Origin of the sequence: Aeromonas sp. 6P, from assembly GCF_051919525.1 — a bacterium.
Lineage (GTDB): Bacteria > Pseudomonadota > Gammaproteobacteria > Enterobacterales > Aeromonadaceae > Aeromonas > Aeromonas veronii.
The window spans coordinates 471,947-491,871 of sequence record NZ_JBQBEO010000002.1; the positions used below are offsets into that span (position 1 = coordinate 471,947).

Annotated in this window: 19 protein-coding genes, 1 pseudogene and 1 riboswitch; of the genes and pseudogenes, 10 read left to right on the top strand and 10 right to left on the bottom strand. The window is 61.9% G+C overall.

The genetic code is table 11. The features are described from left to right. Positions 1 to 38 precede the first annotated feature (38 nt). Together ACTG2J_RS02285 and metB are read right to left on the bottom strand one after the other, a co-directional pair. Positions 39 to 2,495 carry a bifunctional aspartate kinase/homoserine dehydrogenase II gene (locus ACTG2J_RS02285; RefSeq protein WP_179902632.1) on the bottom strand — a complete coding sequence of 819 codons (2,457 nt, stop codon included), beginning with the start codon at positions 2,493 to 2,495 and terminating at the stop codon, positions 39 to 41. Then, on the bottom strand, positions 2,495 to 3,667 hold the full coding sequence (metB, locus tag ACTG2J_RS02290; RefSeq protein WP_368177530.1) for a cystathionine gamma-synthase: 1,173 nt from the start codon (positions 3,665 to 3,667) through the stop codon (positions 2,495 to 2,497). The genes ACTG2J_RS02285 and metB overlap by 1 nt, the downstream gene beginning before the upstream one ends. A 205-nt stretch (positions 3,668 to 3,872) precedes the next feature. Between metB and metJ the strand changes: the two genes are divergently transcribed. The 3 genes from metJ to ACTG2J_RS02305 all read left to right on the top strand — a co-directional run bounded on the left by metJ (position 3,873) and on the right by ACTG2J_RS02305 (position 5,383). Continuing rightward, on the top strand, positions 3,873 to 4,196 hold the full coding sequence (gene metJ, locus ACTG2J_RS02295; RefSeq protein WP_005340251.1) for a met regulon transcriptional regulator MetJ: 324 nt from the start codon (positions 3,873 to 3,875) through the stop codon (positions 4,194 to 4,196). 41 nt (positions 4,197 to 4,237) lie between these two features. Then, positions 4,238 to 4,972: a helix-turn-helix domain-containing protein gene (locus ACTG2J_RS02300; protein WP_439997126.1), complete on the top strand. Its 735-nt coding sequence runs from the start codon at positions 4,238 to 4,240 to the stop codon at positions 4,970 to 4,972. Positions 4,973 to 5,044: 72 nt separating this feature from the next. Next, the gene (locus tag ACTG2J_RS02305; protein ID WP_201990720.1) at positions 5,045 to 5,383 is read left to right on the top strand and encodes a tRNA-binding protein; all 339 of its coding nucleotides are present in this window, start codon (positions 5,045 to 5,047) and stop codon (positions 5,381 to 5,383) included. A gap of 71 nt (positions 5,384 to 5,454) precedes the next feature. On the opposite strand, the pseudogene ACTG2J_RS02310 reads toward ACTG2J_RS02305, so the two are convergent. The 3 genes and pseudogenes from ACTG2J_RS02310 to nudE form a co-directional block, all read right to left on the bottom strand. After that, positions 5,455 to 6,725 (bottom strand): annotated as a pseudogene (locus ACTG2J_RS02310) (aromatic amino acid transport family protein). A 436-nt stretch (positions 6,726 to 7,161) separates the two neighbouring features. Then, positions 7,162 to 7,974, bottom strand: coding sequence for a 3'(2'),5'-bisphosphate nucleotidase CysQ (cysQ, locus tag ACTG2J_RS02315; protein WP_042030322.1), 813 nt, complete (start codon positions 7,972 to 7,974; stop codon positions 7,162 to 7,164). Between the two features lie 37 nt (positions 7,975 to 8,011). Continuing rightward, positions 8,012 to 8,620, bottom strand: coding sequence for an ADP compounds hydrolase NudE (gene nudE, locus ACTG2J_RS02320; RefSeq protein WP_162628427.1), 609 nt, complete (start codon positions 8,618 to 8,620; stop codon positions 8,012 to 8,014). A 146-nt stretch (positions 8,621 to 8,766) separates the two neighbouring features. Between nudE and yrfG the strand changes: the two genes are divergently transcribed. Then, on the top strand, positions 8,767 to 9,447 hold the full coding sequence (yrfG, locus tag ACTG2J_RS02325; protein WP_439989054.1) for a GMP/IMP nucleotidase: 681 nt from the start codon (positions 8,767 to 8,769) through the stop codon (positions 9,445 to 9,447). An 85-nt stretch (positions 9,448 to 9,532) separates the two neighbouring features. On the opposite strand, the gene ACTG2J_RS02330 is transcribed toward yrfG, so the two are convergent. The 4 genes from ACTG2J_RS02330 to ACTG2J_RS02345 all read right to left on the bottom strand — a co-directional run bounded on the left by ACTG2J_RS02330 (position 9,533) and on the right by ACTG2J_RS02345 (position 12,134). Next, positions 9,533 to 9,745 (bottom strand): hypothetical protein, encoded by a 213-nt coding sequence (locus ACTG2J_RS02330; protein ID WP_040067337.1) that lies wholly within the window; start codon positions 9,743 to 9,745, stop codon positions 9,533 to 9,535. Positions 9,746 to 9,859: 114 nt separating this feature from the next. Continuing rightward, positions 9,860 to 10,198: a DUF1294 domain-containing protein gene (locus ACTG2J_RS02335; RefSeq protein WP_076494508.1), complete on the bottom strand. Its 339-nt coding sequence runs from the start codon at positions 10,196 to 10,198 to the stop codon at positions 9,860 to 9,862. Continuing rightward, entirely contained in the window at positions 10,195 to 10,785 is a 591-nt protein-coding gene (locus ACTG2J_RS02340; protein WP_113740056.1) for a sugar O-acetyltransferase, read from the bottom strand. The genes ACTG2J_RS02335 and ACTG2J_RS02340 overlap by 4 nt, the downstream gene beginning before the upstream one ends. An 86-nt stretch (positions 10,786 to 10,871) precedes the next feature. Then, positions 10,872 to 12,134 carry an MgtC/SapB family protein gene (locus ACTG2J_RS02345; RefSeq protein WP_042053278.1) on the bottom strand — a complete coding sequence of 421 codons (1,263 nt, stop codon included), beginning with the start codon at positions 12,132 to 12,134 and terminating at the stop codon, positions 10,872 to 10,874. A gap of 217 nt (positions 12,135 to 12,351) precedes the next feature. Here ACTG2J_RS02345 and ACTG2J_RS02350 point away from each other — a divergent pair, with 217 nt between their 5' ends. The 6 genes from ACTG2J_RS02350 to cbl all read left to right on the top strand — a co-directional run bounded on the left by ACTG2J_RS02350 (position 12,352) and on the right by cbl (position 18,145). Beyond that, entirely contained in the window at positions 12,352 to 13,353 is a 1,002-nt protein-coding gene (locus ACTG2J_RS02350) for a sulfate ABC transporter substrate-binding protein (RefSeq protein WP_439997127.1), read from the top strand. 56 nt (positions 13,354 to 13,409) lie between these two features. Further along, a complete protein-coding gene (locus ACTG2J_RS02355) occupies positions 13,410 to 13,985 on the top strand; it encodes an RBBP9/YdeN family alpha/beta hydrolase (protein WP_439989051.1) in 576 nt (191 codons plus the stop codon). Between the two features lie 271 nt (positions 13,986 to 14,256). Further along, positions 14,257 to 15,096 carry a sulfate ABC transporter permease subunit CysT gene (gene cysT / locus ACTG2J_RS02360; protein WP_439989050.1) on the top strand — a complete coding sequence of 280 codons (840 nt, stop codon included), beginning with the start codon at positions 14,257 to 14,259 and terminating at the stop codon, positions 15,094 to 15,096. Then, the gene (cysW, locus tag ACTG2J_RS02365) at positions 15,093 to 15,983 is read left to right on the top strand and encodes a sulfate ABC transporter permease subunit CysW (protein ID WP_439989049.1); all 891 of its coding nucleotides are present in this window, start codon (positions 15,093 to 15,095) and stop codon (positions 15,981 to 15,983) included. Before cysT ends, cysW begins: the two co-directional genes overlap by 4 nt. 23 nt (positions 15,984 to 16,006) lie before the next feature. Further along, entirely contained in the window at positions 16,007 to 17,074 is a 1,068-nt protein-coding gene (locus ACTG2J_RS02370) for a sulfate/molybdate ABC transporter ATP-binding protein (protein WP_439997128.1), read from the top strand. A 123-nt stretch (positions 17,075 to 17,197) separates the two neighbouring features. Continuing rightward, positions 17,198 to 18,145, top strand: coding sequence for an HTH-type transcriptional regulator Cbl (cbl, locus tag ACTG2J_RS02375; protein ID WP_040096707.1), 948 nt, complete (start codon positions 17,198 to 17,200; stop codon positions 18,143 to 18,145). 58 nt (positions 18,146 to 18,203) lie between these two features. On the opposite strand, the gene gbpA is transcribed toward cbl, so the two are convergent. After that, a complete protein-coding gene (gene gbpA, locus ACTG2J_RS02380; RefSeq protein ID WP_201990737.1) occupies positions 18,204 to 19,625 on the bottom strand; it encodes an N-acetylglucosamine-binding protein GbpA in 1,422 nt (473 codons plus the stop codon). Between the two features lie 65 nt (positions 19,626 to 19,690). Next, positions 19,691 to 19,776: riboswitch (cyclic di-GMP riboswitch) on the bottom strand. Positions 19,777 to 19,925 lie beyond the last annotated feature (149 nt).

Genomic DNA, 19,925 nt, shown 5'->3' on the forward strand with positions numbered 1-19,925 from the left:
TGCGCGGGAGAGAGGTGCTGCTCCCTTTGCAATCTGCCTTAGAGGCTGGCGCAGATCTGCCACAGATCGTACTGGATAGCGGCGGCGGTCACTTCCCGACCCGCCCCCGGCCCCTGGATCACCAGCGGGTTGGTGCGATAGCTGTCGCTCTCGATGGCGAAGATGTTGTCGCACGGCAAGAGGTTGGCAAACGGGTGGTGGGGCTCCAGCGCCTCCAGTCCGACCCGCGCCTTGCCGTCATGCTCGAAGCGGGCCACGTAGCGCAGCACCTTGCCGAGGCGCTTGGCCCCTTCAAAGGCGGTCTGGATCGGGCCATCCAGCTCTTTCAGTCTGTCCATGAACTGATCGGCGGTCACCTTGCGCAGCGTAACGGGCACCAGATTCTCCAGCTCGATATCGGCGGAGTCGAGCTCGAAGCCTGCTTCCCGCGCCAGAATAAGCAGCTTGCGCCGCACATCCTGACCGGAGAGATCTTCGCGGGGATCCGGTTCGGTCAGACCGTGCTGCCACGCCTCGTCCACCAGCTCGGAGAAGGGGCGGGTGCCGTCATACTGCTGGAACAGCCAGGAGAGGGTGCCGGAGAAGATGCCGGAGACCCCCTGAATGCGGTCGCCGCTCTGGCGCAGCATCTGGATGCTGGACTGGATTGGCAGCCCTGCGCCCACGGTTGCGTTGTAGCGCCACTGCACCTGATGGTCGCGACAGGTCTGCTTGATGCGCTGGTAGAACTCGCTGTCGGCGGCACCGGCAAACTTGTTGGCGGCGATGATGTGAATGCCGAGTTGGGCAAAATCCGGATAGTAGCGACTCACCGTTTCGCTGGCGGTCATGTCCAGCGCAACCAGCGCATCGAAGCCGTGCTGTTCAAGCTGGGAGAGCAACTCCGGCCAGATCAGCGGCTTGGGATTGAAGTTGTCCTGTACCTTGAGGGGGTTGAGTCCCTCTTCATCCAGCAGGCCCCCTTCCGAGCTGAACACCCCGTAGAGGGTGAGCGCCAGATTGAGCTCATGTTCCAGCCGTGCCTTTTCGCGGGCATAGAGGCTCAGCCAGTGGCCGCCGATATTGCCCTTGCCGAACACCACCAGCCCGACCCGGGTCGGGCGGCTGAAGAGGGCGCTGTGCAGGGCGATGAGCAGCGGCTCCAGCACTACCTGACGCAGCACGGCCACCAGACTCAGACCATCTCGGGCCACCTGTACGAACTCCAGCGGTTGATCTGCCAGCAGCTGATAGAAGCGGTGACACTGCTCCGCGTTGTCGGTGACACCGGCGCCGACCAGCGCCACCAGACTGAACCCCTCTTTCTGGATGAGACCGGTGAAGCTCCCTTGCAGCTGGAAGTCGCGCAGCAGCTCGAAGGCGCCTTGTGCCACCTCGAGGGTGTAGGCGAGGCGCAGGATCCGGCGATCCGGCTGGCGCTGCAGGGTGAGCGGGTTGAGGCGGTGGCGGGCTAGATGGGCCTCGATGGTGGCCACCGTCTGCTCATAGTTGGTCTGCGGCAGCACCTTCAGCTCGATGAGGGCGATCTGATCCACCGAGGAGACGATGCGGGCGCCGCCGGAGCGGGGGGCGCGGCGCAGGATATGGGTGCAGCCCTCATCCGGGTTGTAGCTGCAGCGCAAAGTGAGGCGCTGGCGGCTGTCGGCCACTGGTTGCAGGGTGCGCGAGTGCAAGACCGACGAGCCGAGGCGGGCCAGCTCGTTGGCTTCGGCGAGGCTCAGGCGCTCCAGCAGGCGTGCCTCCTTCACCCGGCGCGGGTCGGCGCTGTAGACACCGGCCACGTCGCTCCAGATGGTGGTGGATTCGCCGTCCGCCAGCAGCGCCAACAGGCTGGCGCTGTAGTCAGATCCGTTGCGACCGAGCAGCAGGGAGCGCCCCTCCATGTCGGCGGCGATAAAGCCGGTTACCACGATGCGACCGGCATGCTCCGCCAGTCGCGCCTTGAGCAGTTCGCTGGAGAGGGCGGTATCCACCTTGACCAGAGCGCCATCCTCGGCGCGCAGGAAGCTGCGGGCATCGAGCCAGATGGCCTTGTCGCCGCGACTGGTAAGCAGGGCAGCCAGCAGGCGCGCCGACCACACTTCGCCAAAGGCGAGCAGGCCGTTGCGGGCGAAGCGGTCAAACTGTCCCTCCAGCGTTTTGGCGATCAGCTGCATGTCGTCGGCCAGCTGCTTGCTCAGGTCGAGCTGCAGTTCACCCTCCAGCAAGCCGTCGATCAGGCTCTGCTGATAGGCCTGAAGGGCAGAGATGGCTTCACCGGCGGCTTCGTCCCCCGCTTCGGCCAGCTCCACCAGCTGGATCAGCCGGTTGGTGGTCTTGCCGGCGGCGGAGACCACGATCAGTTCATCCCCGCCCACCTGTTGTTCAACGATACTGGCGACCCGGCGATAACAGACCGGATCCGCCAGACTGCTGCCACCAAACTTGTGGACGTGACGCCGCTTCAATCCTGCTTCTGCTGCCACCGCGATCTCTCCTTGTTGCTGCTGTTCCATTACTTCGCTACCTGTTCTGCCTGCTGCGCCTGTTCAAAAGCCTGAGCCAGATCGGCCACCAGGTCTTCACCGTGTTCAATACCGACCGACAACCGCAGCAGTTGGGCGCTGATGCCTGCTGCCTGCTGCGCCGCCGGGGTCATGGCTCTGTGGGTCATGCTGGCCGGATGGGCCACCAGACTCTCCACCCCGCCGAGGGACTCGGCCACCGAGAAGAGGGTGAGGGCCGCGAGGAAGGCGCGAATGCCTGCCTCGCTGCAATCGAGTTCAAAACTTAGCATGGCGCCGAAGCCGGACTGTTGACGGCGCGCAATATCGTGGCCCGGATGGCTCGGCAGGCTGGGGTGATAGATGCGTTTCACCAGTGGCTGCTGTTGCAGGAAGGTGAGGATGCGATCGGTATTCTCCTGATGGGTGCGCAATCTGGGGGCCAGAGTGCGCAGGCCGCGCAGGGTGAGGTAGGAATCGAACGCCCCGGAGGTGAGCCCCAGACAGTTGGCCCACCACACCAGCGACTCGGCCAGTGCTGCCTCCTTGGCAATCGCCACTCCGCCCACCACGTCGGAGTGACCGTTGATGTACTTGGTGGTGGAGTGCACTACCACGTCGGCACCAAGTGCGAGCGGCTGTTGCAGCAGGGGGGAGAGGAAGGTGTTGTCCACCACCACCTGTGCACCCACCTCGTGGGCGGCGCTGGCAATGGCGCTGATATCCACCACCCGCAGCAGCGGGTTGGAGGGGGTCTCGACCCATACCAGCGCAGGCTTTTGCGCCAGTGCGGCGGCCAGTGCGGCCTCGTCACCCTGATCGACAAACTGCACCCGGTAGTGGCCCTTGGCCGCCAGATACTCAAACAGACGCCAGGTGCCGCCGTAGCAGTCGTGGGGGGCGAGCAGCAGATCCCCCGCCTTGAGCAGTGCTGTGGTGACCAGATGGACGGCCCCCATGCCGGTGCCGGTAACCACGGCGCCTGCGCCCCCTTCCAGCGCCGCCAGCGCGTCCGCCAGATTGGTGCGGGTCGGATTGCCGGAGCGGGCATAATCGTATTGACGGGGCTCGCCAAAGTCGGCAAAGGTGTAGTTGCTGGAGAGGTAGATGGGGGGCACCACGGCACCGTGCTGTGTGTCTGTCTCAATCCCGGTGCGAACCGCCAGGGTGGCCTTGTGGGTCATATCACTCTCCTTGATGTCTTTTCACACGCCGGCATCTTGCTGCCACGCGCCATCCCGCCATTGCGGGCTCATGGTCAACCACACTACGCCAGCTTAAAAAAGCCGTCAACACTTCCAGACGTCTAAATGGCTTTGCTGTTGGATTGCCATTAATTTCCTTAAGGGTTAAAATCCGCGCTCACGGCTAAATGAGAACAGGTGAGTCATGGGAACAGAGTGGAACGGCGACTACGTCAGCCCCTACGCGGAACACGGTAAGAAGAGCGAACAGGTCAAGAAGATTACCGTCTCGATCCCGCTCAAGGTGTTGAAAGTGTTGACCGATGAGCGCACCCGCCGTCAGGTGAACAACCTGCGTCATGCGACCAACAGCGAGCTGCTCTGTGAAGCCTTCCTGCACGCTTTCACCGGCCAGCCGCTCCCTTGCGACGAAGACTTGCGCAAGGATCAACCGGACAGTGTCCCGGCCGAAGCGCGCGCCATCATGGAAGCGCTGGGCAAAGAGATCGAAGATTTCGACAAGGAATAACCCCCAATGACGCGGCCCTGGCCGCGTCATTGCTATCTGCCATGTCCCGCTTCAGCCTGCGCCACTATCACCACCACGTCTGCAGCCATAGCCACGACTTTGCCCAGCTGGTGATCCCCCTCGACGGCCCCCTCGAGATCGAGGTGCAGGGCCGGGGGCGCAGGCTTGCCCCCGGTTCTGCCTGCATCATCGCTCCCGGCGAGCGACACGACTACGCCGCCGATCCGGCGCTTTCGTTTCTGGTGCAGGAGAGCGACTGGTTACCCGGCGATTTGGCGGCCCGCCCCTTTATCGAGCTGGATCAGCCCCAGCGCCACTACCTCGCTTTTCTGCACCGCATGGTGGCCGAGGGGCGGCAGGTGGCTGGCATGGAGCAGGTGTGGCTCTCCCTGCTGGCGGAAGGGCTGGGGATGCAGAGCGCTGCCACACCGCGCCTTGCCGCCCGCATCCTCAAGGTGCAGCGCCATATCGAGGCCAACCTCGCGGCCCCGCTGACCAATCAGCAACTCGCCGCCATCGCCTGCCTTGGCCAGAGTCAGTTCAAGCTCGCCTTTCGCCAGCAGTTGGGGGTGAGCGTCTCCCACTACATTCGCAGTCGACGCATGGCGCTGGCGCGCACCCTGCTTGCCGGTACGCAACTGCCCGTTGGCGAGATTGCCAGCCGCTGCGGTTACCAGAATCAGGGGGCCTTCGGCGAGCGCTTCCTGGCCGAGGCCGGGCTCACACCGTCCCTCTGGCGCCAGCAAAACGGCCACCTGCCGCAACGAAACGGCTGATCGCCGAAGACGGGATGCTCTCTTTGGGCCATGCTGCGGGTCATGCAAGGTGCACGATAAACAGGAGCCGAAATGGAGACGATTAGCTGGCAGGATTTCGATATGGTGGAGCTCCGGGTGGGCACCCTGGTGCGGGTTGAGCCGTTCCCCGAGGCGCGCAAACCGGCCTACAAGGTGTGGGCGGATTTTGGCCCCGAACTGGGGATACGCAAGAGCAGTGCCCAGATCACCGCGCTATACCAGCCAGAGCAGCTGGTGGGCCGCCAGATCATCGCCGTAGTCAACTTCCCGACCAAACAGATAGGGCCGTTTCAGTCTGAATTTCTGCTGACTGGTTTCTACCGGCCAGATGGCGCCGTGGTGATGGCTATCCCTGAGCGGGCGGTGGAGAACGGCGCCAAGCTGGGCTGAGTTCACACCCGAACAGAGACAAGAGAGGCGACCCCGGGGTCGCCTCTCTTTTTGTTTTCTGCTGCGAGTCGTTACTTCAACAGGCTGAAGATCAGCGCCGATACCGCCAGCGACCCGGTCAGCAGGATAAAGCCGTTGGTCCAGCCGTGACGGAAGCGGGCCAGCGCCTCCACCTGTAGATCGCAATCACCGGCATGATGAACAGGATCATGGCGATGACCGGGCCGGAGAGGGTCTCTATCAGTCCCAGAATGCCCGGGTTGATGACGGCGGCACCCCAGATGGCGAAGAACATCAGGGCGATACCCAGTTTGTCCGCCTTGGCCAGCGGCAGACCGGTGGGCTTGGCGATCAGGCTTTTCAGGCTTTCGCGGGCACCGAGGAAGTGGCCGAGGAAGGAGGAGCTGATAGCGATAAAGGCGATGAGCGGCCCCAGAGTCACGATCACCGGGTTGTCGGTGATGTTGGCGAGATAGGAGAGCACAGAGACGTTCTGGGCCTTGGCTTCAGCCAGCTGGGCTGGCGAGAGGCTCAGCACGCAGGAGAAGACGAAGAAGAGCACGAAGCCCACCAGCATTACTGTGGTGTTGCGCAGGATCAGGCTGCTCTTGGCTTCCGCCTGCTCGCCATATTCACGGCGCTGCACGTTGGCAAAGCCGGAGATGGCGGCGGCGTGGCTGAAGGCGAACACGGTGACCGGCAGCGCCAGCCAGACGGTATTGAGGAAGCTGACTCCCTCAAACGCGGTCACTTCCGGCCATTGCCACTGAGGGATCAGGTAGCAGGAGAGCGCCGCCAGAATGGCCGCCAGCGGATAGACCATAAAGGCGAAGGCGCGCAGCATCGCTTTCTCACCCGCCAGCATCACAGCGATCATGGCGAACACCAGCAGGCCGGAGAGCATCACCCGATCCGGGGTCGCCATGCCGAGCTGGTTGACCATAAAGCTCTCCACCGTGTTGGTCAGCCCGACCCCGTAGATGAGCAGGATCGGGAAGATGGAGAGGAAATAGAGCGCCGAGATGAGGCGACCGGCCATTTTGCCGAAGTGCTCCTCCGCCACTTCGGTGAAGTCGGCGTGGGGGCGTGACGAGGAGAGCACGAAGCGCGCCAGCCCGCGGTGGGCCAGGAAGGTCATGGGGCCTGCCAGTACCGCGACGATGACGAGAGGCCAGATCCCGCCCAGACCCAGATTGATGGGCAGGAACAGGATGCCGGCGCCAACGGCGGTGCCAAACAGGCTGATAACCCAGTGGGTGTCGTGACGGCGCCAGCGGGTGATGCTGGCAGTGGTGGAGCAGGAACCGGATAGCTCCTTGGTAGCCTCTACAGATAAACTCATTACTAATTCACTTTTTGTTAGTGTTTTAATCTGAGTTCATTGTGGTTTATCGGGATTTAATTCTCAAAAAGCGAGACTGAAACATATCACTGCCATTGCGGGGTTTAGCCAGCGAGATTGGGAATTGAATCTGGGTCACAGAATGAAACAAAACTGACAATGGTGATTTTTGTGAAATATAAAACCAAAATTTGATCTGCGCTCGTTTTTTTATTTTGGCTAATCAGGTGTTTTCAGAATTACGTGAAAATCGCACCATTTCTCGCCGACCGATTGTGATGTTTCACTATCATTTCGCTTCTTTGCCAGCGTATCACGCTGTTCAAGAGCGCCTTGACCAGAGGATCACTCCGGCCATTACTCGGGGCAACTTCCCTGACAAAGCAGGCGGCCATCGGGCCGCCTGCTTGTCTGGTGTGATGATATCGCTATCCGTTTAGTGGGCCAGAATGTTGCCCCAGGCGAGATCCGGATCCCCCATCACGATAAAGTCAGGGTTCTCCAGCGACTCGGTTTCGTTGTAACTGAGTGGCTGCAACGCCAGGCTGAGGATGCGGCCACCTGCCGCCTCGACGATGCACTGGGCGGCGGCGGTGTCCCACTCGCCGGTGGGGCCGAGCCGCACGTAGCAATCGGCCGCCCCTTCCGCCACCAGACAGGATTTGAGGGAGCTGGAGCCGAGCGGGATCAGCTCGTAGTTGATGGCCGGGTTGAGGCGGCGGGTGAGCTTCTCCAGCTTCTGGCGGCGGCTGATGGCTACCACCAGCGAGTCGGGCTGGTCATGCTCGTGGTGCATGGCGCTGATGGGCAACACCTCGCCGTTCACTTCCTTGAAGGCGCCGTAGCCGCGCACAGCCCAGTAGAGCACGTCAGACTCGGGGGCGTAGATGACCCCGAGCACCGGCACGTTGTCCCGCACCAAGGCGATCAGGGTGGCGAAATCGCCGCTGCCTGCGATAAATTCGCCAGTGCCGTCGAGGGGATCCACCAGCCAGTATTGCCGCCAGTTGGATCGCTGGCTGAAGGGGATGTCGGCCGCCTCTTCGGTCAGCACCGGCACATGGGGGGTGAGCGCCGAGAGCGCCTGTTTGAGGTAGGCATCGGCAGCAAGATCGGCACTGGTGACCGGGGTCGCATCCTCCTTCAGCTGACGCTCGAACTGACCGCCGTGATAGATGTCGTGAAGGATCCTTCCGGCTTCGCGGGCAATCTCCTTGACCCCCGGCACCCAGGCCAACAACTCCTGCATCTCGTTATCCTCTGTCTGTTAACTGCCCGTCTGCGGGCTACTTTGTCTGCTCCGCCAGCCACTTTTGGGCCAAGAGCAGGGCACTGATGCTGCGCGACTCGGTGAAGTCGGGCCGCGCCAGCAATTCATCGATCCGGTTGAGTGGCCAGGGGATCACCTCCAGCGGTTCGGGTTCGTCGCCGATCCGCTGTTCGGGGAAGAGATCCCGGGCCAGCAAAATGTCCATCCGGCTGGAGAAGTAACCGGGCGCCAGCGACACCTGTTTGAGCAGGGTCAGGCTGTTGGCGCCAAAGCCTGCCTCTTCCATCAGCTCCCGGTTGCCTGCCTCGAAGGCATCTTCGCCCGGGTCGATCAGCCCCTTGGGAAAGCCCAGCTCGTAGGAGTGGGTGCCGGCGGCATATTCGCGCACCAGCAGCAGGGTCTGCTCATCGAACAGCGGCACCACCATGACGGCGCCACGATTGCCGCCGCGCATCCGCTCGTAGACTCGCTCCTCACCGTTGGAGAATTTGAGGTGGAGGGATTCCACTCTGAACAGCCGGCTCTCGGCCACGATCTCGGCCTTGAGGATCTCCGGCTTGCTCTTCTCCTGCTCCAGCTGGTCGATCGAAATCTGTTCGGGGGGGCTTTTGTGGTGCTCACTCATCAGGGGTGACGGCTCGTTAAAAAATCGTGCTTCAAGAGTAAACGACTCCCACACCGAACACCACGGGGCAGGGAGGGGAAAGGGGGAGGAAAAATCCGTTATACTGCCGCTCCATTTCTTTCGCGACACCGAGATCAAGAGACCCGATGCCACACTCCCGCGCTACCACCTTGCCCTGGCACCAGATAGACACCGTCTTGCTCGATATGGATGGCACCCTGATCGATCTGCATTTTGACAACCACCTCTGGCAGCAGCTGGTGCCGGAGCGTTACGCCGAGCGGCTCGGTCTGCCGCTGGATGAAGCCAAAGCGCAGATCGACGTCCACTATCACGCCGTCAACGGCACCCTCAACTGGTACTGCGTGGATTACTGGAGCGAGACCCTGGGGCTCGATATTCGTGCCCTCAAGCAGGAGCTGCTGGCGAAGATCCAGTGGCGCCCCCACGCCATCCCCTTTCTGGCCGAGCTGCGTGCCGCGGGCAAACAGCTGGTGCTTTTCACCAATGCCCACCCCGCCAGCCTGTCGGTGAAGGATGCGCAGCTGGGGCTGAGCGACCATCTGGATCTGATGGTGAGTACCCACGAACTGGGTTGGTCGAAGGAGAGCCAGCACTGCTGGCAGGCACTGGCCGAGCGGCTGGCGTTCGATCCGGCCCGCACCCTGTTTGTGGATGATAGCGAGCGGATCCTGCGGGCTGCCGCCGACTATGGTATCGTCTATCAGCTGGCGATCCAGAATCCGGATAGCTGCAAGCCGGAGCAGAGCATTACCGCTTTTCCGGCGATCCGCGACTATGCCGAGTTGCTGCCGTTGGCAATCTGAATTTGCTGAAACGATAGAGGGCTGCATCATGCCGCCCTCTATCTTTGATTTGAATTTTGGTTATCTGACGCCTGATGGCGAAAAATCACAGCTCCCGAAACGGGCGCCGCTTCTCCTCTTCGATGACGATCGCCTCCAGATTGGCGATCCGCTCCTGCAATTCTCTGATGATCATATCCTGCTTGCCGAGGCGGTCGGTGATGCGTGCATCCCCCATCTGGTAGCGAGCTCGCTTGCCGAGGTATCCGAACAATAGGCTGATAAATACGATCAGGACTATGCCTGTCCACATGGTCATGTCACGACTCCTTGTCGTCTATAAACGGCGAAAACGCTGATGGGATCTGTTCTGTTTTCTCACAGCCGCCAATTGGCCGCAATGGGTCCCGTTTCGCCTTTGTGATGCAGTTGGCTATTGCTGCCAGAGTGGCCGCCCGACCCAGAGCGCCCACAGGGTGAGGTGCAGCAGCACGATAAACCAGAAGACCAGCCGGTAGCTGCGCTTCTGGGTCTTGTGACGCAGCCACTGGCGGGCCACCAGTGCGCCCGGCCAGCCGCCGCACAGCTCCAGCAGGTGCAGGCGAGATTCGGGAATGCGCCACTCACCCCGTACCGCCTGCCGCTTGTCCCAGGCGTAGGCGGCCACCGTGAGCAGGCTCATGGTGAGCAACACGGCCAGCGGCCACCACTGCTGCTCGCCGAGGCCGAGCCAGAGGGCGGCGCCCAGTGGCAGCAGTGCCAGCGCCATCACTGGGCCAGCTCCCAGCAGCGCTCCTCGTCCTGCTTGAGAGTGCGGATCACTCTGGCCGGATTTCCCACCGCCACCGAGTCGGCCGGGATGTCGCGGGTGACCACGGCGCCGGCGCCAATGATGGAGCGCGGCCCTATGGTGACGCCGGGGCAGATGATGGCGCCGCCGCCGATCCAGCAGTCATCGCCGATCCGCACCGGCTTGTTGTAGGCGGTCCAGTTGCGTCGTTCCAGATAGTTCATGGTGTGGGTAGCGGTGTAGATCTGCACGTTGGGGGCCAGCAGCACATGGCTGCCGATGCGCACTTCGCCCACGTCGAGAATGGTGACGTTGAAGTTGAAGAAGGTCTTCTCGCCGATATGAATGTTGCGGCCAAACTCGCAGGTAAACGGCGTGCTGATCCAGCAGGAGTCGGGGCAGTGGCCAAACAGTTCGCGGCAGATCTGCTGGCGCAGAGGAGCATCGCCCGCCGATGAACCGTTGAGCTTGGCCAGCAGCGCCTGACCGCGGATCCGGTCGTTCGCTATCTCCTCGCTCTGGCTATCCAGGGCCCCGCCTGCCAGTACCTTGTCCCAGTCGCTCGCCATTGCTACCTCCTCATGCTGCAAGAGCAGGCAGTATACGTGACTGTCAGGGGCGCCGTCAGTCTGTCACTTGTTGCAGGTGATCCTCGTCAACCTGCGGGCCAGACGAGGGGCAGGATCAACAGGGCCGAGACGAAGTAGGGGAGCAATACCCGCAGCCCGAGACTGCGACCGCCGATGCCAAGGGCCAGCAGCCCCTTCACCAGCGAGTTGACCAGCCCGGCCAGCAGGATGCCGCGGGCCGCCACCTCCAGCGCCAGCTCCTTGTGGGAAAGCTGGGAGAGCGACAAGGTGATGGCGTCCACGTCGGTGATCCCCGAGACCAGCGACAGCAGATAGACCCCCGAGTTGCCTACCTTGTCTTGCAGCAGCGTTGCCATAAAGCCGATCAACGCCAGCAGCAGGCCGAACTTGATGGCGGTGGCCAGATCGAGCGGGTTGCTGGTTTCCGGCTGTACCGGGCCGTCTGTCAGCTCCTCGCGCTGGCGCCAGAACCAGAAGGCAAAGCCGTACACCGTGGTCGCCAGCAACACGAGCGGGGCGGCGAGGCGCATCGCCAGCTCGCTGTGAATCAGCAGCACCAGTACCAGCAGCCGCAGCCACATGGTGGCCCCTGCCAGCAGGATGCCGGTGGCCAGCAGTCGCTCCAGCCCGCCCTGCTCCTTGTTGAGACGGGCGAACTGCAGGGTAAGGGCGGTGGAGGAGGCCAATCCCGCCAGTATGCTGGTGAGCACCAGTCCGGCGCGGGTGCCGAGCAGGCGTACCGCGAAGTGGCCACAAAACGAGATGCCGGCGATCACCACCACCATCAGCCAGATCTTGAAGGGGTTGAAGGCATCGAGAGGGCCCATCTCCTCGTTGGGCAGTACCGGCAGCAGCACCAGCGAGATAAGCAGAAAGCGCAGGGTGGCGTGGAATTCGGTTTCGCTCAGAAACAGCATCCCCTGCTGGATCTTGCCCTTGAGCCCCATCAACAGGGCGGCCAGCACGGCGCAGGCGACCGCCTCGCTCGGGCTCAGCAGCACCGACATCAGCCCCAGCAGATAGGTGAGCAGCATGGCCACCGAGCTGGTGAGGCCGAACTCCCCCTGCCAGCGCTGGGCCAGCCAGACCGAGAGGCCGCAGCCGATCACCACCGCCAGCAGGCCGAGCAGCGGCAGCCAGGGGCCCAGAGTGGGCAGCAGCAAACCGCACACCCCGCCGAGCAGGCCAATGAGGCCGTAGGTACGCATCCCGGCGATGCGCTGGTTATCCCCCAGCTGGCGCACCTGCCAGCCCCGCTCCAGCCCGATGATCAGGCCGATGGCCAGCGAGACCAGGGCTCCGTTGACCGGTTCTGCATTGATCCACATAACGACTTCCTTTTCGTCATCTGCCTGCCTTGTTCCCATGATGGCACAGCGAGCAAGGGGCCAGAGGGGCATGGCTCACAGAGTCTGCGTCCGGCTTCCGGTGCGGGTGGCTGAGTTGATATGAGCAAAAGAGATAAGCAAAGAGTTATTTCTTTCTTCTGGGCATAACAACTCCACGGCATGCTGTTCTCAACCCAACAAGATATGGAGAATCACCATGAAACTGCGAATGACCGCCCTGACCCTGCTCTCTCTGCTGGCATTTGGTCAGGCCAATGCCGCCGAGATCCGCCTGCTCAACGTCTCTTACGATCCGACCCGCGAGCTGTTTCAGGAGTACAACGCCGCCTTTGCCAAGGAGTGGAAGGCCAAAACCGGCGACGACGTGGTGGTGAGGCAGTCTCACGGTGGCTCCGGCAAGCAGGCTCGCGCCGTTGTGGACGGGCTGGAAGCTGACGTGGTCTCGCTGGCGCTTGCCTACGACGTCAACGCCGTTGCCAAGCAAGGTCTTATCGCAGCGGATTGGCAGAACCGTCTGGCCAATAATGCAGCGCCCTACACCTCGACCATCGTCTTCCTGGTACGCAAGGGTAATCCCAAGCAGATCAAGGATTGGGGCGACCTGGTGCGCAAGGATGTGGCCATCGTGACTCCCAACCCCAAGACCTCCGGCGGGGCACGCTGGAACTATCTGGCCGCCTGGGGCTATGCCCTGAAGAAGAGCGGCAGTGAAGAGGGGGCCAAGCAGTTTGTTGGCGATCTCTTCAAGAACGTGAAGGTGCTGGACTCAGGCGCCCGCGGTGCCACCACCAGCTTTATCGAGCGTGGCCTTGGTGATGTGCTGCTGGCATGGGAGAACGAAGCCCTGCTGGTACTGGGTCAGCCCGGTGCCAGCGACAAGTTCGAGCTGGTGGTGCCTTCGGTCTCCATATTGGCTGAGCCGCCGGTCGCGGTGGTGGACAAGGTGGCCAAGAAGCACGGCACTGAAACGGTGGCCAAGGCCTATCTCGATTATCTCTACTCCGACGAGGGGCAGCATATCGTCACCAAACATCACTATCGCCCCAGCAACCCGGCGATCCTGAAGGAGACGGCAGCCCAGTTCCCGCAGCTTACCTTCTTTACCGTCAAGGATCTGGAAGGGGATTGGGAGAAAGCCCAGAAGAAACACTTCGCCCAGGGCGGTCTGTTTGACCAGATCTATCAGCCGGGTCGTTGATAGCTTCGTTATCCATCACTGAACTGGCCCCTGTGCCAGCCGATAGGAGCACCAAGATGAACAAGATCCTCCTGGTTCCCGGTCTGCACAACAGTGGGCCGGATCACTGGCAGAGCCGCTGGCACGAGCATTTTCCCTACTGGCAACGGATGACGGGTCTGCCATGGGAGAAACCGGATCTCACGGTCTGGAGTGCCAAGCTGGCGAGCAAGTTGAGAAGTCGCCGCAGTCGGGTCCATCTGGTGGCCCACTCTTTCGGTGCCCTGACCGCCATCGCGGCAGCCAGATTGCAGCCGGAGAAGGTTGCCTCGCTCTTTCTGGTGGCACCGGCTGACCCAGCCCGTTTCGGGATTGTCGATGAGCGGCTGGAAGGGCCGTTGCAAGTCTCCGCCCAGCTGGTGGCCAGCCGCAATGATCCCTGGATGAGCTTTGAACGGGCCGAATACTGGAGCCGTCAGTGGCAGGTGCCGCTGTTCGATGCCGGTGAGGCGGGCCATATCAATGCCCAGTCAGGTCATGGGGACTGGCATCAGGGGCTGCATTTGCTGGGGGCACTCTACCGCCGTGGTGAGCTGGTAGTGGCACCGGTCAAGACCGCATCGACCCGGCCGGTCGTATTGGGCTTTCGCTAGGTATCTGTGAAGTGGTTGGAGGGTTGTCGGGCGCGCTGTTCGCTGGCTACTCCATGCCCCCGTTCTTTGAATGCTCCGCTCCGTATTGCTCCATTTCTTAGGTCTTTTATTTATATAAAAGACCTTTTTTTATTTGGAGTGCGCCAAGAGCCTTGTGACTCTGCGGTTAGACAAAAAAGTGATTAGCAAAGTCGCAATTGATGTTTGTTGCCGATGAGGGGAGTGCGCAGAATCACCATATCGAAAATTCTTCATAACAGATGGATGTGTTATGCGATTTGGTTCTTATTCTGTCCTGCCCGGTTTTGGCCCCACCTTGGGGTTCAGCCTGCTCTATCTGGGCCTGCTGGTGCTGTTGCCGCTCTCGGCCCTGGTACTGTTTGCGATCAACAACCTGACCGCCGCCGAGTTCTGGCAGGTGATCGGTTCACCCCGGGTGCTCGCCTCTTTTCGCCTGAGCTTCGGTGCGGCCTTTGTCGCGGCGCTGCTCAACAGCCTATTTGGCCTGATCCTGGCCTGGATCCTGGTGCGCTACACCTTCCCCGGTCGTCGTCTGGTGGATGCGCTGATCGACCTGCCATTCGCCATGCCGACCGCCGTTTCCGGCATCGCCCTGTGCGCCATCTTCGCCCCCAACGGCTGGATCGGCCAGTTGCTGGCGCCGCTCGGCATCCAGCTCGCCTACAACCCTATCGGGGTGGTCATCGCACTCACCTTTATCGGATTGCCGTTTGTGGTGCGTACCCTGCAGCCGGTGCTGCGGGAGTCTGAAACTGAACAGGAGGAGGCGGCCGCCAGCCTCGGCGCCGATCGCTGGCAGACCTTTATGCGGGTGCTCTGGCCGACCCTGATCCCGGCCCTGCTGACCGGCTTTGCGCTGGCGTTTGCCCGCGGGGTAGGGGAGTACGGTTCGGTCATCTTTATCGCCGGCAACCTGCCGATGGTCTCGGAAATCGCGCCACTGATGATCATGAGCCACCTGGAGGAGTATGACTATGCCGGTGCCTCTGCCATCGCCGTGGTGATGCTGCTGATTTCGTTCATTTTGTTACTGCTAATCAACAAGTTGCAGGCCTGGAGCTGGTCTCGCATCGGAGGGAGCCGGATATGAGTTCATCTGCTATCGCCATTGAGGCGGCCTCTGTGGAGGCGACCCCCGCTCGCAAGGCTCCGGCCGTGATCCGCGAGCCCCAGTGGGTCAAATGGCTGCTCATCACGGTGGGTCTCGGTTGGTTTGCCGCCCTGTTGCTGCTGCCGTTGGCCACCGTCTTTATTCAGGCGCTGAGCCCTGGGCTGGTCTTCTTCTGGCACGCCATCAGCGAGCCGGATGCCCTGAGCGCCCTCGGTCTGACCGCACTGGTGACCCTCTGCGCCGTTCCCCTCAATCTGCTGTTCGGGATTGCTGCGGCCTGGGCCATCGCCCGTTTCCGCTTCCCCGGTCGGCAGCTGCTCATCACCATCATCGATCTGCCCTTCTCGGTGTCGCCGGTGATCGCCGGTCTGATGCTGGTGTTGATGTTCGGCAGCCGCGGCTGGTTCGGTGACTGGCTGAGCGAACACGACATCAAGATCATCTTCGCCACCCCGGGGATCATCCTGGCCACCACCTTCATTACCGTGCCCTTCGTGGTGCGCGAGCTGCTGCCCCAGATGGAGGCGCGTGGCCCGGAAGAGGAAGAGGCGGCCATCATGCTGGGGGCGAGCGGCCTGCAGATGTTCTGGCGCGTCACCCTTCCCGGCATTCGCTGGAGCCTGATGTACGGCCTGCTGCTCTGTACCGCCCGCGCGGTGGGGGAGTTTGGCGCTGTGTCGGTAGTTTCCGGCCATATTCGCGGCCAGACCAATACCCTGCCGCTGCATATCGAGATCCTCTACAACGAGTACCAGACCGGCGCCGCCTTTGCAGTGGCAAGCCTCTTGGCTCTGTTCGGGATCTTCACCCTGCTGGGGGAAACCCTGTTGGCCCGGCTGCGTGTCCAGCCCACCAAATCTCACTGAATTACCGTTTTAAAGAGGCAGCCATGAGCATTCAGGTTCAACAACTCAACAAGCATTTCAATCAGTACGCGGCGCTGGCAGACATCAACCTCGACTTTCATGACGGTGAGCTGGTGGCGCTGCTCGGCCCCTCCGGCTGTGGCAAGACCACCCTGCTGCGGATCATCGCCGGGCTGGAGCAAGCCGACAGTGGCCACGTCATCATTCGTGGTGAGGATGCCTCGGATCTCCATGTGCGCGAGCGCAATGTCGGCTTCGTGTTCCAGCACTACGCCCTGTTTCGCCATATGACAGTCTTCGAGAACGTGGCGTTTGGCCTTAGGGTCAAACCGCGCAGTGAACGCCCGGCTGAGGCGGCCATTCGCGCCCGGGTCAAGGAGTTGCTGGATCTGGTGCAGCTCAGCCACGTGGCCGAACGTTATCCGACCCAGCTCTCCGGCGGTCAGCGTCAGCGGGTCGCGCTGGCTCGCGCGCTGGCGGTGCAGCCCAAGGTACTGCTCTTGGATAAGCCCTTCGGTGCCCTCGATGCGCAGGTGCGCAAGGAGCTGCGTCGCTGGCTGCGCGAGCTGCACGACGAGCTGCACGTCACCAGTCTGTTCGTGACTCACGATCAGGAGGAGGCGCTGGAGGTAGCGGATCGGGTGGTGCTGATGAATGCCGGACGGGTCGAGCAGATCGGCACCCCGGCCGAGGTCTACGACCAGCCCGCCAGCTCCTTCGTCCACAGCTTCCTCGGCAGTGTGAACCAGTTCCGCGGTCGGGTGGCGGAGCAGGGATTCGGTGTCGGCGAGCAGCTGCTCGGCGGGCCGTCGGCTTCCCATCTGGCTCACGGCAGTGCCGCCATCGCCTATGTCCGCCCCCATGAACTGGAGATCTTGCCAGCCGATGCGCCGGGCGGGATCCGCGCCACCATTACCCGTCTGCTGCCCATGGGGCCACGCATTCGGGTGGAGCTGCGTGGTGACGGTGAGACCAAAGGGGCTCACTATGAGGCGGAGCTGAGCAAGGAGGCGGCCAAGCTGTTTGCCCCGGGTCAGGGGGTGAAGCTGGTGGCCAGACAGGCGCAGTTCTATCCCGATTATCAGATTTGATGCTGTGTTGCAGGCGGTGTGGCCGCCCGGTTCAGGCGCTCTGCCGGGGCATGATCCGGCCAAATAACAAAAATGAGAGGGGCGAGCAGATTGTGTCGCCCACTCTTCGCAGGAGGCGACAAAGTGAATTTTCAGCAGTTACGCATTATCCGGGAGGCAGCGCGGCGGGATTACAACCTGACCGAGGTGGCCAACGCCCTTTTTACCTCGCAATCCGGGGTGAGTCGCCATATCCGCGAGCTGGAAGAGGAGCTCGGTATCGAACTATTTATCCGCTACGGCAAGCGGCTGCTCGGTATGACCGAGCCTGGCAAGGAGCTGCTGGTGATTGCCGAGCGCATTCTCAATGACGCCAACAACATCCGCAAACTGGCCAGCACCTTTGCCAACCGCGACTCGGGCCGCTTGCTGGTGGCGACCACCCATACCCAGGCCCGCTATGCCTTGCCGCGGGTGGTGAAGGCGTTTCGCGAGCAGTTTCCGCTGGTGCAGCTGGAGCTGCGTCAGGGCAGCCCGGAGGAGATAGTGCGGCTGGTGCAGACCGGCGAGGTGGATATCGGCATCAGCAGCGAGCAGCTCGACAAGAGCGAAGGGGTGGTGGCATTTCCCTACTACCGCTGGCACCACAATATCGTGGTGCCCGAGCAACATCCGCTGGCAGGCGAGCGGGATCTGACGCTGGCGGCGCTGGCCAACTGGCCCATCGTCACCTATCAAGCCGGGTTGACCGGGCGGGTGCGGGTGGATGAAGCCTTTGCTGCGGCTGGCATCGAGCCGCAGATCCTGCTGACGGCGCAGGACTCCGATGTCATCAAGACCTATGTCGAGCTGGAGATGGGGGTCGGCATACTGGCCGACATGGCGTTCGACACCCAGCGCGATCAGGGGCTGGTGCAGCTTGATGGCAGCCATCTGTTTGCCCCTCACACCGCCTGGATTGGCCTCAAGCAGGGGCAGTTCCAGCACAACTTTGCCTGGCAGTTTATCCAGCTCTGCAACCCCGAGCTGGCGCTGGCGGATATTCAGGCCCGCGCCATGGGCAGCGAGCCCGCCCTCGACTTCCAGATTTGAATCGGAAGAGATGACAGAAGGGGAGCCAATGGCTCCCCTTTTGCTATCCGGTGGCGAGTTACTTCACTTCATCCCACGCCATCTGCCAGTGGGAGCCGATGCCCGGCTCGTACTGGGTGGCGGTGGTGGTCCACTGCTGGCAGTAGCCGCTGTAGGGGAAGGGCTTGCACTGATAGACCTTGCCATTTTTTGGCTGCTGCACCTTGGTGCCGGCGGCATAGGATTTGAGCGAGTTCGGGAAGACGAAGTCGTATTCGCCGCTGCTCTGCTCCTTGAACATCAGATCCATGGTCTGCTGGATGGTCTCGCCGCCCGCTTTCGGAGTGGCCTTGATCACCAGCTGGTGGTGACCCGCCTTGAGCCCTTCCAGCGCCATGGTGAAGGTGTGGCTGCTGTCCCTGATGTCGGCACTGCTTTCCCCCTTGGCGACGCCGCCGTGGTCATAGAGGGTGTTGGTGACGGCCAGATCGCCCTGTGCGGTGACGGTGAAATCGAGGGTTGCCTTGCCGTTGTCCAGCACATAGTCGCTGGCCAGACCGCTGACGCTGATGCTGTCCACTACCGGCGGCTGCAGCTGCTGCAGGTCAATCTCGACTCGATCCAGTTTGCTGTCTCGATGCAGATAGACGGGGTTCATACCGTAGATCGGATTGAACTGGCCATCGGCTCCTTGCTGACCGGCGCGGATCAGGCTCTGTTCGGCGTTGATCTTGCTGGCGAGGGCATGAGCCCAGCTGTTCTTCTGGCCCTGGTCGGCGGTGGTGATGGTCAGCACGGTCTGCAGATCGGGGCGCTCGCCGTTGGCATCGAATACCCGGGTCATCGCCTTGTCACCCACCGCGAGGTCGATGGAGGGGTAGATGGTGCCTGCCTGGCTCCACTCCAGCGGCGGCTGGCTGCCATCTTTGAACTTGGCATCGATGATGTTGTAGAAGCTGTTGCTGGTATCGCCCACTTCCCACACGCCGAGGATCACCTGATAACCGGTGCGCTCCGGCAGGACACAGTTGTGGGTCACCTGCTTGGGCGGCTGCACCATGTTGCCGTCGATGACGCAGAAGGGGGTCAGGTCGAACGAGGCGCGGGTGAGCGGCTGGTTGGGGTTCCAGTCCTGCTTGGTGAGGTAGTAGCGCCAGTTGCGGGTGACGTGGTTTGCGGTGAATGTCCAGCTGATGGCGAAGGGGCCGGGCTGTACTTCACGTTTGGTCCAGCGGTCGCTGGTCTGGATGTTCAGCTCGCTCCAGCGCGGGCTGCCCGCCGAGGCGATTTGACCATCCTGCGGGCCGCTCTGCGGGAAGCCGGAAGGGCCCTCCACGCTCTGGGGTTCCCACTGCACGCCGCCACACTGGCTGTTGCCGCCGGTTTTGCACAGATAGTTGCGGCTCTCTGGCTGGCTGATGTAGCCATGAGCCAGGGCGCTGCCGCTGGCCAGCAGAGCCAGCACCGCTGCGATGTGATTGAGTTGGATTTTTGCTGCCATACATTCCTCTGTTCGACAGATGTGGGCAGTCAGTTGGCCTGGGGATTCCCCGATACACACTTGCGTGTGGCAACCCCGCTATCCTGGACAAAACGTCTGTAGACCGGAGGCTTTGCGTCCCGACCTTTCGGTCAGTTTGCCAAATGACTAGATGATTAGTGATGGGCCAAATGTTCGGCCATCAGCATTGTGCACTGCATTGATTCGTTATTTGAAGTTGAATGTTTAAACGCATCATCCAATGGCGCGCAAATCATTCTAACTAGCTGTTTTTAAATTGTTCTCTTATTTGTGAATAGC

What these genes read in the sequence shown, in the direction of transcription:
- ACTG2J_RS02285 (WP_179902632.1), bottom strand. Translation starts at nt 2,495, where the DNA reads ATGGAACAGCAGCAACAAGGAGAGATCGCGGTGGCAGCAGAAGCAGGA.
- metB (WP_368177530.1), bottom strand. Translation starts at nt 3,667, where the DNA reads ATGACCCACAAGGCCACCCTGGCGGTTCGCACCGGGATTGAGACAGAC.
- metJ (WP_005340251.1), top strand. Translation starts at nt 3,873, where the DNA reads ATGGGAACAGAGTGGAACGGCGACTACGTCAGCCCCTACGCGGAACAC.
- ACTG2J_RS02300 (WP_439997126.1), top strand. Translation starts at nt 4,238, where the DNA reads ATGTCCCGCTTCAGCCTGCGCCACTATCACCACCACGTCTGCAGCCAT.
- ACTG2J_RS02305 (WP_201990720.1), top strand. Translation starts at nt 5,045, where the DNA reads ATGGAGACGATTAGCTGGCAGGATTTCGATATGGTGGAGCTCCGGGTG.
- cysQ (WP_042030322.1), bottom strand. Translation starts at nt 7,974, where the DNA reads ATGCAGGAGTTGTTGGCCTGGGTGCCGGGGGTCAAGGAGATTGCCCGC.
- nudE (WP_162628427.1), bottom strand. Translation starts at nt 8,620, where the DNA reads ATGAGTGAGCACCACAAAAGCCCCCCCGAACAGATTTCGATCGACCAG.
- yrfG (WP_439989054.1), top strand. Translation starts at nt 8,767, where the DNA reads ATGCCACACTCCCGCGCTACCACCTTGCCCTGGCACCAGATAGACACC.
- ACTG2J_RS02330 (WP_040067337.1), bottom strand. Translation starts at nt 9,745, where the DNA reads ATGACCATGTGGACAGGCATAGTCCTGATCGTATTTATCAGCCTATTG.
- ACTG2J_RS02340 (WP_113740056.1), bottom strand. Translation starts at nt 10,785, where the DNA reads ATGGCGAGCGACTGGGACAAGGTACTGGCAGGCGGGGCCCTGGATAGC.
- ACTG2J_RS02345 (WP_042053278.1), bottom strand. Translation starts at nt 12,134, where the DNA reads ATGTGGATCAATGCAGAACCGGTCAACGGAGCCCTGGTCTCGCTGGCC.
- ACTG2J_RS02350 (WP_439997127.1), top strand. Translation starts at nt 12,352, where the DNA reads ATGAAACTGCGAATGACCGCCCTGACCCTGCTCTCTCTGCTGGCATTT.
- ACTG2J_RS02355 (WP_439989051.1), top strand. Translation starts at nt 13,410, where the DNA reads ATGAACAAGATCCTCCTGGTTCCCGGTCTGCACAACAGTGGGCCGGAT.
- cysT (WP_439989050.1), top strand. Translation starts at nt 14,257, where the DNA reads ATGCGATTTGGTTCTTATTCTGTCCTGCCCGGTTTTGGCCCCACCTTG.
- cysW (WP_439989049.1), top strand. Translation starts at nt 15,093, where the DNA reads ATGAGTTCATCTGCTATCGCCATTGAGGCGGCCTCTGTGGAGGCGACC.
- ACTG2J_RS02370 (WP_439997128.1), top strand. Translation starts at nt 16,007, where the DNA reads ATGAGCATTCAGGTTCAACAACTCAACAAGCATTTCAATCAGTACGCG.
- gbpA (WP_201990737.1), bottom strand. Translation starts at nt 19,625, where the DNA reads ATGGCAGCAAAAATCCAACTCAATCACATCGCAGCGGTGCTGGCTCTG.